General features: G+C 67.9%; 15 protein-coding genes. 6 read left to right on the plus strand and 9 right to left on the minus strand.

Going from position 1 to position 15,629, the window contains the following annotated elements; all coding sequences use genetic code 11:
- Window positions 1–51: 51 nt before the first annotated feature.
- Window positions 52–330: a hypothetical protein gene (locus BM337_RS20680; protein ID WP_143117716.1), complete on the minus strand. Its 279-nt coding sequence runs from the start codon at window positions 328–330 to the stop codon at window positions 52–54.
- Between the two features lie 39 nt (window positions 331–369).
- On the opposite strand from BM337_RS20680, the gene BM337_RS12065 reads away from it, so the two are divergent.
- Window positions 370–1,368: a sensor histidine kinase gene (locus BM337_RS12065; protein WP_143117717.1), complete on the plus strand. Its 999-nt coding sequence runs from the start codon at window positions 370–372 to the stop codon at window positions 1,366–1,368.
- 60 nt (window positions 1,369–1,428) lie between these two features.
- Window positions 1,429–3,309, plus strand: coding sequence for a DEAD/DEAH box helicase (locus tag BM337_RS12070; protein ID WP_089816843.1), 1,881 nt, complete (start codon window positions 1,429–1,431; stop codon window positions 3,307–3,309).
- An 82-nt stretch (window positions 3,310–3,391) separates the two neighbouring features.
- Here BM337_RS12070 and BM337_RS12075 read toward each other — a convergent pair whose 3' ends face one another.
- Entirely contained in the window at window positions 3,392–4,000 is a 609-nt protein-coding gene (locus tag BM337_RS12075) for a class I SAM-dependent methyltransferase (protein ID WP_089816844.1), read from the minus strand.
- A 101-nt stretch (window positions 4,001–4,101) separates the two neighbouring features.
- On the opposite strand from BM337_RS12075, the gene BM337_RS12080 reads away from it, so the two are divergent.
- Window positions 4,102–4,554: a GNAT family N-acetyltransferase gene (locus tag BM337_RS12080; RefSeq protein WP_089816845.1), complete on the plus strand. Its 453-nt coding sequence runs from the start codon at window positions 4,102–4,104 to the stop codon at window positions 4,552–4,554.
- 15 nt (window positions 4,555–4,569) lie between these two features.
- Here the strand turns inward: BM337_RS12080 and BM337_RS12085 are convergent, their stop codons facing one another.
- The 7 genes from BM337_RS12085 to purH all read right to left on the minus strand — a co-directional run bounded on the left by BM337_RS12085 (window position 4,570) and on the right by purH (window position 13,212).
- Complete coding sequence (locus BM337_RS12085; protein ID WP_089816846.1) at window positions 4,570–5,331, minus strand: creatininase family protein; 762 nt, start codon at window positions 5,329–5,331, stop codon at window positions 4,570–4,572.
- 64 nt (window positions 5,332–5,395) lie between these two features.
- A complete protein-coding gene (gene folP, locus BM337_RS12090; RefSeq protein ID WP_089816847.1) occupies window positions 5,396–7,894 on the minus strand; it encodes a dihydropteroate synthase in 2,499 nt (832 codons plus the stop codon).
- A 113-nt stretch (window positions 7,895–8,007) separates the two neighbouring features.
- Entirely contained in the window at window positions 8,008–8,676 is a 669-nt protein-coding gene (locus BM337_RS12095) for a hypothetical protein (protein ID WP_089816848.1), read from the minus strand.
- 62 nt (window positions 8,677–8,738) lie between these two features.
- Window positions 8,739–9,314 (minus strand): hypothetical protein, encoded by a 576-nt coding sequence (locus BM337_RS12100; RefSeq protein ID WP_089816849.1) that lies wholly within the window; start codon window positions 9,312–9,314, stop codon window positions 8,739–8,741.
- Window positions 9,315–9,401: 87 nt separating this feature from the next.
- Complete coding sequence (locus BM337_RS12105) at window positions 9,402–10,538, minus strand: Gfo/Idh/MocA family protein (protein ID WP_089816850.1); 1,137 nt, start codon at window positions 10,536–10,538, stop codon at window positions 9,402–9,404.
- A 61-nt stretch (window positions 10,539–10,599) separates the two neighbouring features.
- A complete protein-coding gene (locus BM337_RS12110) occupies window positions 10,600–11,559 on the minus strand; it encodes a formate/nitrite transporter family protein (RefSeq protein WP_089816851.1) in 960 nt (319 codons plus the stop codon).
- Between the two features lie 72 nt (window positions 11,560–11,631).
- Window positions 11,632–13,212, minus strand: coding sequence for a bifunctional phosphoribosylaminoimidazolecarboxamide formyltransferase/IMP cyclohydrolase (purH, locus tag BM337_RS12115; RefSeq protein WP_089816852.1), 1,581 nt, complete (start codon window positions 13,210–13,212; stop codon window positions 11,632–11,634).
- A gap of 169 nt (window positions 13,213–13,381) precedes the next feature.
- Between purH and BM337_RS12120 the strand changes: the two genes are divergently transcribed.
- The 3 genes from BM337_RS12120 to BM337_RS20685 all read left to right on the plus strand — a co-directional run bounded on the left by BM337_RS12120 (window position 13,382) and on the right by BM337_RS20685 (window position 15,535).
- Window positions 13,382–13,933, plus strand: coding sequence for a hypothetical protein (locus tag BM337_RS12120; RefSeq protein ID WP_089816853.1), 552 nt, complete (start codon window positions 13,382–13,384; stop codon window positions 13,931–13,933).
- Window positions 13,934–14,026: 93 nt separating this feature from the next.
- Window positions 14,027–15,001 carry a PrsW family intramembrane metalloprotease gene (locus tag BM337_RS12125; protein WP_089816854.1) on the plus strand — a complete coding sequence of 325 codons (975 nt, stop codon included), beginning with the start codon at window positions 14,027–14,029 and terminating at the stop codon, window positions 14,999–15,001.
- A gap of 30 nt (window positions 15,002–15,031) precedes the next feature.
- Complete coding sequence (locus tag BM337_RS20685) at window positions 15,032–15,535, plus strand: hypothetical protein (RefSeq protein ID WP_143117718.1); 504 nt, start codon at window positions 15,032–15,034, stop codon at window positions 15,533–15,535.
- The last annotated feature ends 94 nt before the right edge of the window (window positions 15,536–15,629 follow it).

Raw genomic sequence — 15,629 nt, forward strand, 5'->3', positions numbered from 1 at the left:
AACCCCTCTTGGAGGTGAACACTCCCCCATTATGGTTATCATCTCTGATTCTCAACCACGATTACTTAACGCCACACGTGGTACGACGTGCACGTTACTGGGTATGAAAGCCCCGAAGAAACCAGTCAGACCGACGTCGAATTCGAGGCGTCGAACGTGAATTCGCTCGATAGAGGCCGCGACCTGTCGGGTTCGCTCGCACGAATCCGCCGGCTCCGTGCCGAAGACGCCGCGCCCCTGTGTATTTCCGCAATCGGCGTCGCGCTCCTCGTCGTCGTCGTCCTCGAGTGGATACTCTTCGCACGGCTCCAGCTCGCTCTCATACTCCATCCTGCGAATCTTACCGGCTTACTCACCAGCGTTCCCTTCATGGCAGCGCTCGTCTATGGGGGCCACTGGCTCGCTCAGAGCGACGTCTCCGCCGACCGGCACGTCCGCGTCATCGGGTGGACCGTCGCCGGCATCACCGTCTCCTCGGCGATGAATCTCCTGATTATGAGTAGCGCGCCGCCGCCGGACGCGTGGTACCTCGTGGGCTGGCTGCGGTGGGCGGTGTCGATCGGTGGCGGCGTCGGACTGCTCGTCGGGGTCATCGAGGCGCGAGCGATAGAGCGTGAGCGAACTACCGAACGCGCCATCGCCCGTGCCGACTTCGCCGAGTCCCAGCAAGAGTGGCTCGATTACCTCAACAGTCTCCTCAGGCACGAGGTGCTCAACACGTCGAACGTCATCGGCGGGCGCTCCACCCTCCTGCTGGAGGAGTACGACCCCGACGACGAGGCCCGATCCCACCTCGAAACGATCACCCGCCAGAGCGAGGACCTGACGAGGGTCATCCGCGACGTGCGCGTCCTGCTCGAGGCGACGGACCGCCACCCTCAGTACGAGGCCGCCGACCTCGCGAGCACGCTGGAGACGGAGGTAGCGAGCCTCCACGACCGCTACGAGGGCGTCCGGACCGATCTGTCGGTTGCAGACGACCTCACCGTGATGGCCGACGACCTCCTGCCCCGCCTGTTCTCGAACCTGCTCTCGAACGCGGTCGAACACAACGACGGCGACTCCACGACGGTCCGCGTGACGGGGGAACGGCGGGGAGAGCGCGCGGTCGTCCGCATCGCCGACGACGGTCCCGGGATCCCGGCGAAGCGACTCGATACCCTCTTCGAACGCGACACGACCAGGAGCGACACCCACGGACTCGGACTTTTCATCGTCCGCACCCTGGCCGAACGCTACGGTGGGACCGTCGCGCTCACCGAGACAGGCCCGGACGGCACCACGATCACCGTCGAACTCCCGCTCGCTGGATTCGGCCCGGACACGGCGTCCCGCGACCCCGCGTGGGTCCCGACGGATTCCGAGTAGCCCCCGTCCAGCGGGCCGGTGGCGCAAGGCGTTTACCCCTCCGACGGATAGCCCGCGGCAGTGACAGACGACGACGAACTCTCGCTGTCGGACCTCTACGACGCCATCGAGAGCGTCGGCCGGCCCCACCTCACCGCCGCGGAGCTCTCGCGGAAGACCGACCTGACGACCGAGCGGGCCCGCGAGGAACTCGAACGCCTCGCGGACCTGGAGGAGGTGGCCCGGCAGGACGTCACCAGCGCCGACGCCGTCTGGTACCCGACGGATCTGGACGCCGTCACGGACCGCGAGCGCGTCGTGCTCTTTCCCGACCGCCGCGAGGTCGTCGTCCAGCACGCCGACCAGTTCACCCGCGCACAACTCTCGCAGTTTGCCCACCTCGTCGACACGAATCGCTCCGGTGGGGCAATCTACGAGATGCGGGAGGAGGATATCTGGCAGGCACCCTACGACTCGCTCGAGGACCTGATCGCGACGATGCGGGACGTCTTCGGCGAGCGCTCGCCCCACCTGGAGGAGTGGGTGACCAGCCAGTGGGAGCGCGCCCGGAAGTTCAGGCTGTACACCCACGAGGACGGCTATACCGTCCTTGCGGCCGAGAGCGACGACCTGATGGGTAACGTCGCCCGGCAGAAACTCGACGACGACGCGCTGCGGGCGCCCATCTCCGATTCGGAGAGCTGGGTCAACGAGGAGAAGACGGCCCAGGTAAAGCGGACGCTGTACGACGCGGGCTATCCCGTCCGGGACGAGCGAGAGCTGGACGAGGGCGAGGACCTGGACCTGGAACTCCGACTCACCCTCCGGGACTACCAGGCCGACTGGGTCCAGCGCTTCGTCGAGCAGGGCTCGGGCGTCTTCGTTGGCCCGCCCGGCAGTGGCAAGACCGTCGCCGCGATGGGCGCCATGGAAGCGGTTGGGGGAGAGACGCTCATCCTCGTCCCATCGCGTGAACTCGCCAGCCAGTGGCACGACGAGTTGATCCTCCACACCGACCTGGAGGAGTCCCACATCGGCGAGTACCACGGCGGCACCAAGGAGATCCGTCCGGTCACCATCGCGACGTACCGGACGGCCGGGATGGACCGCCACCGCAAGCTCTTCGACGAGCGCCGGTGGGGACTCATCGTCTACGACGAGGTCCACCACGTCCCCGCCGACGTCTACCGGCGTAGCGCCGACCTGCAGGGGAAACACCGGCTGGGACTCACCGCGACGCCGACCCGCGAGTCCGACGACGAGGAGGAGATATTCACCCTCGTCGGCCCGCCCATCGGCACCGACTGGTCGGCGCTGTTCGAGGCCGGCTTCGTCCAGGAACCCGAAGTCAACATCCGACTCGTCCCCTGGGGCGACGATTCAGAGGCCGACGAGTACGTCTCCGCCGTCGGCCACGGTCGGCGGCAAGCGGCAGCGGACAACTCCGCGAAGATAGACGAGATCAGATTCCTGCTGGAGGAACACCCCGCCGCGAAGGCGTTGGTCTTCGTCGAGTACCTCGACCAGGGCGAGGCCATCTCCGAAGCACTGGACGTGCCGTTCATCAGCGGCGAGATGCCACACGCCCGCCGCGAGAAGCTCTTCGACGAGTTCCGCCGCAGCGAACGGGACGCACTGGTGGTGTCCAGGGTGGGTGACGAGGGCATCGACCTGCCGGACGCGGAACTGGCGATCATCGCCTCCGGTCTCGGTGGGTCGCGACGGCAGGGTGCGCAACGTGCCGGCCGGACGATGCGTCCCGTCGGCGACGCGCTGCTGTACGTGCTCGCTACCCGGGGGACCGAGGAGGAGGACTTCGTCCGCCGGCAGATGCGTCACCTCGCGTCGAAGGGGATTCGCGTGACCGAGAGCGAGAGCGAGGTTGGCGACGTTCGGGAGTCGACGCTGGAAGACGGCGACGCTGATTCCGACACGTCCGGTGGGTCCGGGACTGTGGACTGAACGTAGCAGGACGTCCTCTAGATCTGGTTACTCTCCACACCCGAGATGCAGAGTACACAGCCTAATCAACACGGTAACCCACCTACGCTCGCGCACGGAAGAACTCGAAGGTGCCGCCGAGTTCGTCGTCGACTTCCTCGACGTCCGCTATCTCGAAGCCCGCCTCCGCCACCAGTTTGCGGTTCTTCTCGGGGCCGTAGAAACTCCAGGACATCGTCTCGCCGGTGTCGAGCCAGTCGTCGTTTTCATCCTCGAACTCTGCGGTACCCATCGTCACCACGAGCCGACCATCGGGCCGGAGCACCCGCTGGAACTCCGAGAGGACGTCGGCGTGCTCCTCCTTCGGGACGTGGATAATAGCGTGGTACGAGACGAGTGCGTCGAAGCTGTCGGCGGCGAACGGCAGCGTCGCCAGGTCACCCATCGTCAGGTCGGCGTCGGGAACTCGCTCGCCGGCCAGGGATAGCTGTTCGCGGGAGATGTCGAGGCCGACAACGTCGTGGGCCGCGGCTAGCGTCTCCGTCGCCGGCCGACCCGCGCCGCACCCGGCGTCCAGGACGCGCGATCCGTCTGGCAGTGACGCAGCGAGTTCCGCGGCGATCTCCCGCTCCCGGCCTTCGCCGCGACGCTCTTGGACGTAGGTCTCCGCGATGGCGTCGTACCCTTCGCGAACGACGTCGCGCTGGTCCATAGTCCAAACCTGCGAGCATCCGGGAATGAGTTTTCCGGTCCTATGGGGCCGTCTCCCACGCGGGAGCAGCACTTTTAGTCCCGCGAGGGGTCAACTCGCCCATGCCGGAGCCGACGGTCGAGCAGGTGACCACCGACGAGCAGTGGGACGAGGCGGTCCCCATCCTCCGACAGCTCTGGTCCCACGAGAGTGAAGATTTCGTGCGGTCGTGGCGAGAAGAAGAAGACTACGAACTGTATGGCTACTACGCCGAAGACGGGAGCGGCGAGAGCGACGACGCCGACCGCGACCTCGTCGCCGTCGCGGGCCTCTCGGTCCAGCGCGTCCTCCACCACCGGCGCCACGCCTGGGTCCACGACTTCGTCGTTGACGAGGCGTATCGAGGTGAGGGCCACGGCGCGGCCCTGCTGGAATGGATCGAACAGTGGGCAGCGGAACGGGACTGCGAGTACGTCGCGCTGGCGAACGTTCTAGATAACGACGAGGCCAGGGAGTTCTACGAGGCCAACGGGATGGAGACGTGGGGCTACGTGGTGGAGACAGAACTGGAGTGAGACTGCGAGGAGCGCCTACCGGACTGCCGCTCGCTCCCGTTCTATCGTTTCGGCGTAGGCCTCGGTGACGGCGTCTAGGATGGCTTCGCCGGCCTCGGGCGTCGCTTTCCGCGGGTCGCCGAGCACGCCGGACTCCGTAATTGCCCGGAATCCCTCGCTTAGCAGACGGGCGGTCGATAGCTCGCCGTCGTGTCCGGCGGCGAGTTCGTCGGTCCTGACGAGGTTCTCCCGGACCGCCATGACGACGGCCGTCTCGGCGGCCCCCGCGTGGATGACCGGCTCGCGGTAGTCGACGCCGCCCGCTTCGAGCCCGTCGTTCTGTAACTCCATCAGTTCGTCCAGGTCCGCCACTGCGATCACGTTGGCGTCGAGCTCGCGACCGAGTTCGGGCGCGACCGTGTTGACCGGCGCGAAGTTACCGCCGTGGGTCGGCACGAGCGCGACGTGGTCGAACCCGTGTTCGTCGAGCGACCGACAGTAACCCCGGATCACGTCCATCAGTGTCTCGGGCGGGACGGTGATGGTCCCGGGGAACTCCATGTGGTGGCCCGAACAGCCGGGCCGGATCGTCGGTGCGGCCAGCGCGTCGCCGAGTTGCTCGGCGATCCGTCTCGCGAGTTCGTCGCCGGCGAGGGCGTCCACGACCAGCGGGAGGTGCGGGCCGTGCTGTTCGACCGCGCCGACGGCGACGACGGCGGTGTCGGTCCCGGCGTCGAGCGCTGCTTCGACGTCTGGCCACGCTAGCTCTTCGAGGAGAACGGTGTCGGGAGAAGTCATCGCTACGGACGGGCACCAGGACGGCGATAAATCTGGGGTGGCACCGTCATCGGTTCACATGGGATCAGGAATCGAGCGATTCGGGATCGTCCGCCGCCTGCACCACCTTCACCGCCGTCGCGTTCTCGTGGACGTCGTGAACGCGGACGATGTCCGCGCCACGCTCGGCGGCCAGCGCCGTCGCTGCGACGGTAGCGTTCGGCGCGTCGCCGCCGCCCTCGCCGACGTGGCCGAACATCGACTTGTGGGAGTGGCCGACCAGCACCGGACAGCCGAACGTCTCGAACTCGCCCAGCCGGCCCAGCAACTCGAAGTTCTCGGTGCGAGTCTTGCCGAAGCCGAGGCCGGGGTCGACGATTATCTGCTCGCGGTCCAGCCCCGCTTTCTCGGCCAGGAGGACTTTCTCGGTCAACTGGTCGACGACGTCCTCGACGACGTCGTCGTACTCGACGTCGTTGTCGGGGTCGACGGGCACCGCCTCGCTGTGCATCACGACGAGGGGGACGTCGTACTCGGCGGCGAGGAAGCGCATCTCCGGGTCCTCCAGTCCCGACACGTCGTTCAGAATATCTGCGCCCGCCTCCAGCGCGGCGCGGGCGACGGTCGCCTTCCGCGTGTCGATGGAGACCAGCGCGTCCATGTCGGCGAGTTCCTCGATCACCGGGACGACGCGGTCTCGCTCCTCCTCGACGGGGACGACGTCGGCCCCGGGGCGGGTGGACTCACCGCCGACGTCGATGATATCGACGCCGGCCGCGACCATCTCCTCGGCCCGCGCGACGGCGTCGTCGACGGCGTCGTACTCGCCGCCGTCGTGGAACGAGTCTGGCGTGACGTTCAGTATGCCCATGACGGCGGTGCCGTCCTCCCAGGGATAGTCCCAGGAGCTGTCGGGTTGCTGGATATCCAGCGCGGCCCGGAGCTCTCTGGCCAGCGTGGACAGGCCGTAGGGCTGGCCGTCGAGCTTGTCGCAGAGGCGCCTGTACTGGGCCATCGTGGCCATGAGCACCACGTCGAGGTTCTCCTGGTCCTGATTGTTGAGCCCCGACACCGCGCACTCGCCGCCGAGCGACAGCAGTTCCTCCTTGAGGTACTGGGCCTGGCGGGGCTGGACGCGGGACTTCAGGACGCGGTGGACTGCCTTGCCGCGCATCCGCCAGGCGCCAGCGTCGGTGACGTGGGCTCCCTCGATGGTCTCCCGGGCCGACTCGATCGAGTCGACGCGCTTGGGTATCTTCGGGCGGATCCACCGCGATCGGGCCTCGCCGACGGCGTACAGCGACCCCGCGACGAGCACGCAGTCGTCCTCGCCGGCGGCGTCGAGGGCGATGTCGAACGCGCCCGCGACGTCGCTACGGGTCTCGATTTCGGCGTCGGTCTCCTCCTCGAAGGCCGCGGCGACGACGGACTCGTCCTCGGCGCGGTCGACGTCGGGCTGGCAGGCGACGACGTGGTCGACCGAATCGATTGCCCGGGCGACGCTACGCAGGTCCTTGTCCACCATCGCACCGACGACGAGGTGGAGGTCGTCGTAGTCGAACTCGCTCAGCGTCTCGGCGACGCGCAGGACGCCGCCGGGGTTGTGGGCGCCGTCGAGGACGACGAGCGGGTCCTCGTCCATCACCTCGAAGCGGCCGGGCCAGTGGGCGTTCCGCAGGCCACGGGCGATAGTGGCCTCGTCGACGTCGGCGACCTGTCGGGCGAGAGTCGCCGCGATGCCGGCGTTCCGGGCCTGGTGGGCCCCGATCAGCGGAAGCTTCGTCTCGAGTGCCCAGTCGGGGCCCGACAGGGATATTTCGCCTTCCAGCCCCGCCCGCCCGTGGTAGGCGACTTCGACGTCTGGGTCCTCGGAATCGTCGCCGTCGTCGGCCCCGGAATCGTCGGTCTGCGCCACATCGCCGACGGTCACGACGTCGTCGACGGTCACGACGTCGCCGGCCACGTCCTCGACCGCTGCCAGCGCCTCACCGGTCGTCGCCGTGACGAGTGGCGCGTCGTCGGGCGCGACGTGGGCCTTGTCGCGAGCTATCTCGTCGATCGTGTCTCCGAGGATCCCGGTGTGTTCGAGCGTGACCTCAGTGACGGCGCTGGCAACCGGGTCGACGACGCTCGTGGCGTCTTTCTTGCCGCCGATGCCCACTTCGAGTATCGCGACGTCGACGTCCTGCCGGTCGAACTCCCAGAGGGCCAGTGCCGTCAGCGTCTCGAAGAAGGTCGGCGAGTCGCCAGCGGCGGCCCGGTCGATGACGTACGGTCGAATCTCCTCGGCGAACTCGACGATGGCGCTCTCGGTGATCTTGTGGCCACCGACGGTGACCCGTTCGCGCACGTCGTCGAGGTGAGGCGAGGTGTAGAGGCCGACGTCGAGGCCGGCCTCACGGAGGGTGCGCTCGAGCATTCGCGCCGTGCTCCCCTTCCCGTTCGAGCCGGCGATCTGCACGCACGGCAGGTCGACGTGGGGGTCGTCCAGGTGAGCGAGCAGGTCCCGTGTTGCCTCGGTGCCGGGCCGTAAAGCGAAACGCCGCAGATCGAAGAGAAAGTTCGCCGCCTCGTGGAACTCCATGCTCGTGTGTTCCCCGCCGCGCGCTTTAGACTGACGATTACACCGACGACAGCGACGACGGGGACGACACCGTCGACGCCCCAGCGCCCGGAATTCCGGCCCGCGGTGGCCCGTCAGTCCTCGCGGTCGGCGTCGAATCTCCGGAGGATGACTGTCGCGACGGCGAGAAACGCCATCCCGACGACGGGCGCGACGTCGACCGGGTAGTCCCGGGAGTCCTCGTCGTCGGCGTGGGGGTCGTCTGGGGTGGGGTCCTGGCCAGTGGCTCCGCGCCTGTCGCTCGTGAACTCGTCCGCTCCGCCGCTGTCCCGAAATTTCAGGAACCAGACGGCGACGGCACCGACGACGCCGAGCGCGGTGGCGACGCCGCCGATCAGGAGCTTCTTCTCCAGCATCCGGGCCACGGTTCCCCCGTCCTCGTCGTCAGGTTCGTCGGTGGGCGCGCCGGGCCACGGCGTCGACGGGCGCGTCCACGTCGACGCCGTCGCTCGACTCTCTCTGGGCGTGTCGTCCAGGTGTGCCTCCACGCCTGCAGATCTCGCGGATGGTTCGCCGGTCGGGCCGACGTCGGCGCCGGTCGGGCCGACGTCGGCGCCGGTCGAACTCGCGTCGTCGCCGCCGGTCGTGGACGGGCCAGCCTCGGCGTCGCTCGCCGGTCTCGCCGTCTCGGCCTGATCCCGTTCGTCGACCTGGACCGGCTCCACACCCGGAATCGACGCGAGGATCCGGCGAATAGCGTCCTCGTCGACGTCGAACTGGAAGAACGTGAACTCTCTGCTCATGTGGGTTCCAACGGGCGCCGCCACCAAAAACACCACCGACGCTGACAGCTCTCGGCGGGCGCTCACTCGGTCTCGCGCCGTCGCTTACGGTTCAACAGGTCCGGGGCCGGCGAATCCCCGCCCCGGTCGTCGCTCCCGCGCGTCGATTCGTGAGGGTCGAGCGGGTCGGTGTGGTCGGCGAGCGGGGACTCCGGTTCGGCCTCGGCGAGGAGGTCGAGCATCTCGCGTTCGAAGTCCCTCTCCGACAGGTCCCCCTCGACGTAGCGGCGCTTGATCGCTCGCTCCCGTTCTTCGAGGCTCGGTGCGAACCGCTCGGAGAGGCCGAGCCCGCGAATCGGCGGCAGGACGGTTTCGAGGAGCGAGAACACCCAAGCGGCGCGGTCGCTGGTGGGGAAGGAGAGCCGCCGGACCACGCTCACGACGAACGCGACGGTCAGCGTCACCTCGGCGAGGATCAACAGCCCAGCCACGCCGACGACGACGGCCGCGTCGGCGAGCAACGCGCCGGGACTCGCCCCACCGAACGCGCCGGCCAGTAACGCGAGCGCGCTCACGCCGAGGAACCCCACGATGACGTACCCGACGACGAGCGAGAGCGCGAGTGTCACCCAGTGGGCGTTGCGCGAGAACCAACTCACGGCGAACAGTTCGCAGTGAGGGGGCAAAAACACGGCGAAACCGCAAGACACAAGCGGGACGAACGGATGCCGCCGCGCGCGGAAGGATCAGCCGTCGAGAGCGGCGCGCGCGTCGGCGAGTAGTTCCTGGACCGCGACCGGTTCGCCCGTCTCGCTGCTCTCGATGGCTGCCTCGACGAGCGCCACCGACTGGAGGTTGTCGTGCACGTTCGTCTCCATCGGTTCGCCGCCGTCGGAGCTTCGCTCCGAGGAGGCTCGCGTTCCGTCGGAACGCTCACCGCCGTCCAGCCACTCGAGGAACTGCCCGACGAGCCAGGTGTTCGACCAGTGCTCGCGTTCGTCCAGTGGGACCGCTTCGCCCCGCTCTCGGCCCGTCGTTCCGACGACTCCCTCTGCGTCGGCGTCGTAGGGATAGCGCGTCAGTTCCCGGCCGTCGAGTTCGAGGGTGGCGTCGCGACACTCCGCGCGGACGTAGTCGTTCCCCCAGCCGTTGAGCGTCGTCGCGTTGGCTTTCGCGCCCTCCCACGTCGCCCGGACGCCGTTCTCGAAGCGCAGCTGGACGGTGGCCTGAACGTCGCCGGCGTACTCGGCCCACTCGGGCTGCCAGGTGTCGGCGTAGAGGCGTTCGCAGGGCGCTCCGGCCATGTCCGCGAGGAAATCCAGTTGATGGACGGCACCTTCGACCATGAGCGGGTGGTCCATGTCGTGGCGGAACGCGCCCCACGTCCCGTAGGTCCTGGCGTTACAGGTGAATCGGCCGACGAGGTAGTCGAGCGGGCCGCTCGATTCGGCGCCGATCTGCCGACGCAGCGTCGTCTTGTCCCGGTCGAACCGGTGGCTCATCGTCACCCCCATCTTCGCGCCGGCGCGCTCGACTTTCTCGGCGATGCGGACGGACGCCTCCAGCGTGTCGGCGATGGGCTTCTCCGAGAGGATATCGAGGTCGTGGGCGAGGGCCGCGTCGACGACCTCCTCGTGAACCCACGGCGGGACGACGACGATACAGAAGTCGGCGTCGTGTTCGGCGACCGCCGCTTCGACGTCGGTGTAGCAGGCCTCTGCGGGCACGTCGAGGTGCTCGCGGGCGTTCGCGTGGGCCGACTCGTCCACGTCGACGGCGGCGACGACGTCGACCCGGCCGGCTTCGACGTGGGGCTGCAGGAAGGTGTCACACCAGCGAGCGCCCTGGCCACCGGTCCCGACCTGAATCGCGCGGTATGTCATACCACGCACCCGACGCCGCGCGCACAAAGCCGTGTCGGCACGTCGGCGTCACCCCGGTTCGTCACTCGCCCTCGTCGTTCTCGCCGCGGATGGGGACGTACGCGCGACCGCTGATACCGCCGAGCAGCGACTCGCGGAGCGAGAGCTGGCGTTTGAAGTCCTCGCTCCGGGCCTCCTCCACCCGACGCTCGGTCGTCTGGAAGTAGTTCACCACGGTGACGAGGGCGACGCCGCCGACGGAGTTGCCGAGCAACACCGGCAGGACGAACTCCCAGATGCCGACGGCGAGGGCGAGTTCGCCCTGGAAGACGAGGTAGACCATCTCCGTGGACGAGACGACGACGTGGTAGAGGTTGCCGAAGGGGATGGCGAGGAAGGCGACGTAGACCAGCACGAGCCGGGAGATGGTGTCCCGGGAGGCGTAGTCGACCCAGACGACGCCGGCGACGATCAGCCCGGCGAAGACGGCCTTGGCGAACAGCGTCCACCAGGCCGTGTCGATGGCCTTCTCGGCGAATCCTTCGGCCGCAGCCGCTGCCTCGGGCGTGAACACACCCGTCGAGGAGAGGAAGAACGCCCCGGCGACGCCGCCGACGAGGTTGGCGGCGAGCACGATGGCCCAGATGCCCAGCAGTGCAGGCACGCTCGCGAGACGTTCCAGGACGAGCGCGACGGGCGGCAAGGTGTTCTCGGTGAACAGCTGATAGTCACCGAGGATGATGTAGACGAAGCCGAGCGGGTAGAGGATGGCGCTCAACACGGGGTCACCGCCCGTCTTGGCCGTCATCGACGTGTACAGCAGGAAGGTGATGGTGATGGCAAAGCCCGCGGCGAGGCCGCTGAAGAACAGTTCCCGGTTGCCGACGCGAATCTCCTCGTCGGCAGCGGCGAGGATCCGCTGGAATATCTCGTCGGAGGAAAAGCGGTCGCGGACGACCGCCCCCGCGGCGGGTGCGCCGTGGCGCGACCGCTCGACTGCGTCGCGGACCTGGTTCCCCTCGGATTCGTCGGGATCAGCCATTACAGGGTTGGTATGACGAACTCCCGGAAAGGAACTTCGTTCGAGGGTGGCGAGCGAGGCAGTCGCTGGCGCTCAGTCGTGCCTGAAGGAGCGCTGGCCGGTGAAGACCATCGCCACGTCGTGTTCGTTCGCGGCCTCGACGACGGCGTCGTCGTTCTTCGACCCGCCGGGCTGGATGACGGCCTCGATGCCGGCGTCGACCGCTTCCTCGATGCCGTCCGGGAACGGGAAGAAGGCGTCAGAGGCCATGACGGCGCCCGCCGAATCCTTCCCCTCGGCGTGCTCGTCGGCCTTCATCGCGGCGAGGCGGACGGCGTCGACGCGGGAGACCTGTCCCATCCCGATGCCGACCGTCTCCGTGCCCTTGGCGAAGAGGATGCCGTTGGACTTGACGTGTTTGAGCGTGTGCCAGGCGAACAGCATCGACTCGACCTGCTCGTCGGTCGGTTCGCGCTCGGTGACGACCTCCAGGTCGTCGGCGGTGAGGTGCTGGCGGTCCCGCTCCTGGACGAGTCGCCCGCCGACGAGGGGCTTCTCGGTCAGGGTCTCCGTGGCCTCGAACTCGCCGTCGCAGTCCAGAACTCGCAGGTTCTCCTTCTCGAAGAGGACGTCCAGCGCCGCGTCGGTGTACCCCGGCGCGACGACGACTTCCTTGAACGAGTCGATTATCTGCTCGGCGGTGTCGGCGTCGCACTCCCGATTGAGCGCGACGATGCCGCCGAAGGCGCTCATCGGGTCCGTCGAGAGGGCCTTCTCGTAGGCCTCGGCGACTGTCTCGGCGGTCGCACACCCGGCCGGGTTCGTGTGTTTGATGACCGCGGCGGCGGGCTCGTCGAACTCCTTGATGAGGTTGAGCGCGCCGTCGGCGTCGTTGTAGTTGTTGTAGGACAGGGCCTTCGCGCCCTCGTTCAGCTGGTCCGCGTGGACGACGCTGGCCTCGGTCGTGGTGGGGTCGGCGTACAGCGCGGCGTCCTGGTGGGGGTTCTCCCCGTAGCGCAGGTCCGCGGCGCGGTCGTCGCTGACGAGGCGGCGCGTCGGGAACGCCCCGCCGTCGTCACCGTCGACGTCGACGGTCCCGGCCTCGAAGTCGACGTCGACGCGGCCCTCCGCGAACCACTTGACCGCTCGCGGGTAGGCGGCGAATTCGCCCTCGTAGAGCACGCGCTCCTTCAGGTCGTCTTCGTCGTCGCCCTGGTAGACGGGGATGGGTTCCTGGGTGACGACCGGGCCGCCGTCGACCGTCTCGTCGACGACGTGGACGGTACAGCCCGTGAGCTTGACGCCCGACTCGACGACCTGCTCGTGGGCGTCCATCCCGGCGAAGGAGGGGAGCAGCGAGGGGTGGACGTTCAGCGTCGTCGGCGTCGCGTCGAGGAACGTCTCGGTGAGGACGCGCATGTAGCCGTCGAGGCAGACGAGGTCGACGTCGTAGTCGGCGAGCGCGTCGACCACGCGCTCCTCGTGGGCCTCGCGTTCCTCGTCGTTCTCGCGTTCGACCACTTCGGTCGGGATGCCACGTTCGGCTGCGGCGTCGAGCACCGGTGCGTCGGCGTCGTTCGTGAGGACGACGGCGAAGGACGCGCCGCCCGGCGCGCGGTCCGCGATGTTCATCAGGTTCCGGCCGCGGTTGCTGGCCATGCCGGCGAGTTTCATGTGCGAGGACGCGGAGCGGGCGCGCAAAGTAGTTGCGAATCCACCCTCGACACAGTCGACACAGTCGGCGCACCCGGTGCAGTCGTACGGCCGAAGCCATCGCCGCGGCGTGGCACTTCGACACTGTCGACACCCGAACCATTTGACGGTGGCGGGCGTAGTCGCCCCTGTGAACGGAACTCGTCGTCACTGGGCCGCGCTCCCCGTCGTCGCGGCCGGACTCACCTGGGCTGGCTGGGCCGCCGTCGCGGCAGCCGCCGGGACGGTCGCCGACGGCGTCGCGCTCTGGCTCGTCGCGACCTCCGGCCTGTTGCTTGCCGTCGGTCTCGCCGGCGTCGTCCTCGCGTTCGACTGGGCCTACCAGTTCCCCGGTGGCGAGGGAGCCGCCCTCGCGGCCGTCGGGGCGCTCTCGTTCGCCGTCGGCCAGGCGCTCCGTCTGGTCCGCGGCGAGGGCGGGCTGACGACGTCCTTCCTCGCGCCGGGGGTCCTCGCGCTCGTGGCCGGGTCGCTCCTCCTTGCCGCCGGCCTCGTGCGCGCCCGCCGTCTCCCGCCGTGGATCGGTGTCAGCCTGTTCGTCGGGACCGTCCTGTTCCTGGGGTTCAACCGGGTCCCGGCGCTGGCACTGCCCGTCGGACTGGCCTGGGTCGCGGTCGGGAGCCACCTCTGGCGTCATCCCGACCGCCCGGCCGACCACCTCGAACCGAGCGCCGTCGGGCGGTAGCCACCCCGCTCGTCACCGCGACGACCGGTCTGTGGCGGTCAGGGACGGTCTCTCGCCGAAAATCACTACGGTGTGGCGGCCCTGTTCCAAGGTATGCGTGATCGAGATCCGGTTGCGATCGTCCTCGGCGACACCGAGGACCTGTACGACGTCGCCGAGTGGGATGCCCGGTCGATCATCGACAGGCTCTCGGTCGTCATATACGCCGTCCTGCACGGGATCAAGCGGTTCGGCCTCATCGCGCTCGCGCTGCTCCTCTTCGTGGCCCAGCTCGCGTTCGCGGGGCTGCTCGTCGTCGAGGAACCGAGGCTCGGCTTCCTGGCGGCGCTGTCCGCAGTCCCGGCGCTCTTGCTCGTCGCCTACGTCTGGTACGACGACCCCACGCGCCGGGAGCCCATCGACGCGCTCGCCATCACGTTCGTGCTCGCGGTCCTGTTCGCCAGCTTCGCCGCCGCGGTCAACTCGGTGTTCCAGGTCGTCTTCAGCTACGTCCCGGTGATCGGGATGGCGCTCTTTTTCTTCCTCGTCGTCGGCCCCATCGAGGAGACGGTGAAGTGGCTCGCCATCCGAAGCCACGCCTACGGCCGGGACGACTTCGACGCCGTCATCGACGGCGCGGTGTACGGCGCCGTCGCCGGCCTCGGCTTCGCCACTATCGAGAACGCTCTCTACATCACCCAGGGGTACCAGGCCGCAGCGGAGATGGCCGGCGTCACCCAGATCGAGCGTGCGATCGGCACGGCCACCAGCCGGGCGTTCGTCGGCCCGGGCCACGTGCTCTACTCCGCCTTCGCGGGCTACTACCTGGGGCTCGCCAAGTTCAACCGTGAGAACGCCGGCCCCATCGTCGTCAAGGGCATCCTCATCGCCGCGCTCATCCACGCCACCTACAACACGCTCGTGACGTACCTGCCGATCGATAACCTGTTCCTCTCCCTCGGCGTCATCCTCGGCTTCGACCTCATCGTCGGCTACTTCCTCTACCGGAAGCTCTCCCGGTACACGAAATACTACCACCGCGCCGAGGACGAATCGGACGCGATGGGTGCGACTGCCGAGGACGACTGATCTCTCCGGGTCTCCACGCTCGTTTCTTCTGTGAGCTGCGTCTCAGCCGCCGTCGAAGCCGGAAGATACTATGGGCACATCAGGGAAAGAGAGGGCATGGGCCGGTCCGTTTCACGCCGCCAGATTCTCTCTGCTGTCAGCCTGACGGGGCTGGGTGGCCTCTCTGGGTGTCGTCAGCTCTCTGGGACGCGAACCGAACTAGCCGGTGTTCAGCTAGTGAATCCGTATTACGGGACCGAACGCATCGACGTCCGGATCGAACAGGCCGACGAGATAGTCACAGAGGAGACTCTGCCGGTCGTTCAGGAGGAAGGTGCCGAAACGTTACCGTGTTCGTGGAAAGGTGACGGCGAAGAACCGGTCGTCGAGGCGCGACTCGCAGGTGACGGTGACTGGCAGCGGCTGGATCTGGCCGAGACTGACGAAGAGAAGGCCTTCCTCCTGGGAATCGTGAGACCTGAGTCTGGGGTTTCGTTCGTCGTCTATGGTGAAGACGATGACTTCTTCGTCGATACGTGCGCCCAGGAGGAGTAATTCCGCCGATTCGTCGTCGACGGACACGAGTTCGGAGAGCGCTGCCACAGAGTCTCTTTCGATGGATCGGTGCGTATCACACCGGTGCTCACCA

It is taken from the genome of Halomicrobium zhouii (assembly GCF_900114435.1).
Classification (GTDB): Archaea; Halobacteriota; Halobacteria; order Halobacteriales; family Haloarculaceae; genus Halomicrobium; species Halomicrobium zhouii.

Excerpts from the sequence above, each read along its gene's own strand:
- BM337_RS12075 (WP_089816844.1), bottom strand. The coding sequence starts at position 4,000 with ATGGACCAGCGCGACGTCGTTCGCGAAGGGTACGACGCCATCGCGGAG.
- BM337_RS12105 (WP_089816850.1), bottom strand. The coding sequence starts at position 10,538 with ATGACATACCGCGCGATTCAGGTCGGGACCGGTGGCCAGGGCGCTCGC.
- BM337_RS12080 (WP_089816845.1), top strand. The coding sequence starts at position 4,102 with ATGCCGGAGCCGACGGTCGAGCAGGTGACCACCGACGAGCAGTGGGAC.
- BM337_RS12125 (WP_089816854.1), top strand. The coding sequence starts at position 14,027 with ATGCGTGATCGAGATCCGGTTGCGATCGTCCTCGGCGACACCGAGGAC.
- BM337_RS12065 (WP_143117717.1), top strand. The coding sequence starts at position 370 with ATGGCAGCGCTCGTCTATGGGGGCCACTGGCTCGCTCAGAGCGACGTC.
- BM337_RS12085 (WP_089816846.1), bottom strand. The coding sequence starts at position 5,331 with ATGACTTCTCCCGACACCGTTCTCCTCGAAGAGCTAGCGTGGCCAGAC.
- folP (WP_089816847.1), bottom strand. The coding sequence starts at position 7,894 with ATGGAGTTCCACGAGGCGGCGAACTTTCTCTTCGATCTGCGGCGTTTC.
- purH (WP_089816852.1), bottom strand. The coding sequence starts at position 13,212 with ATGAAACTCGCCGGCATGGCCAGCAACCGCGGCCGGAACCTGATGAAC.
- BM337_RS12095 (WP_089816848.1), bottom strand. The coding sequence starts at position 8,676 with ATGAGCAGAGAGTTCACGTTCTTCCAGTTCGACGTCGACGAGGACGCT.
- BM337_RS12110 (WP_089816851.1), bottom strand. The coding sequence starts at position 11,559 with ATGGCTGATCCCGACGAATCCGAGGGGAACCAGGTCCGCGACGCAGTC.
- BM337_RS20680 (WP_143117716.1), bottom strand. The coding sequence starts at position 330 with ATGGAGTATGAGAGCGAGCTGGAGCCGTGCGAAGAGTATCCACTCGAG.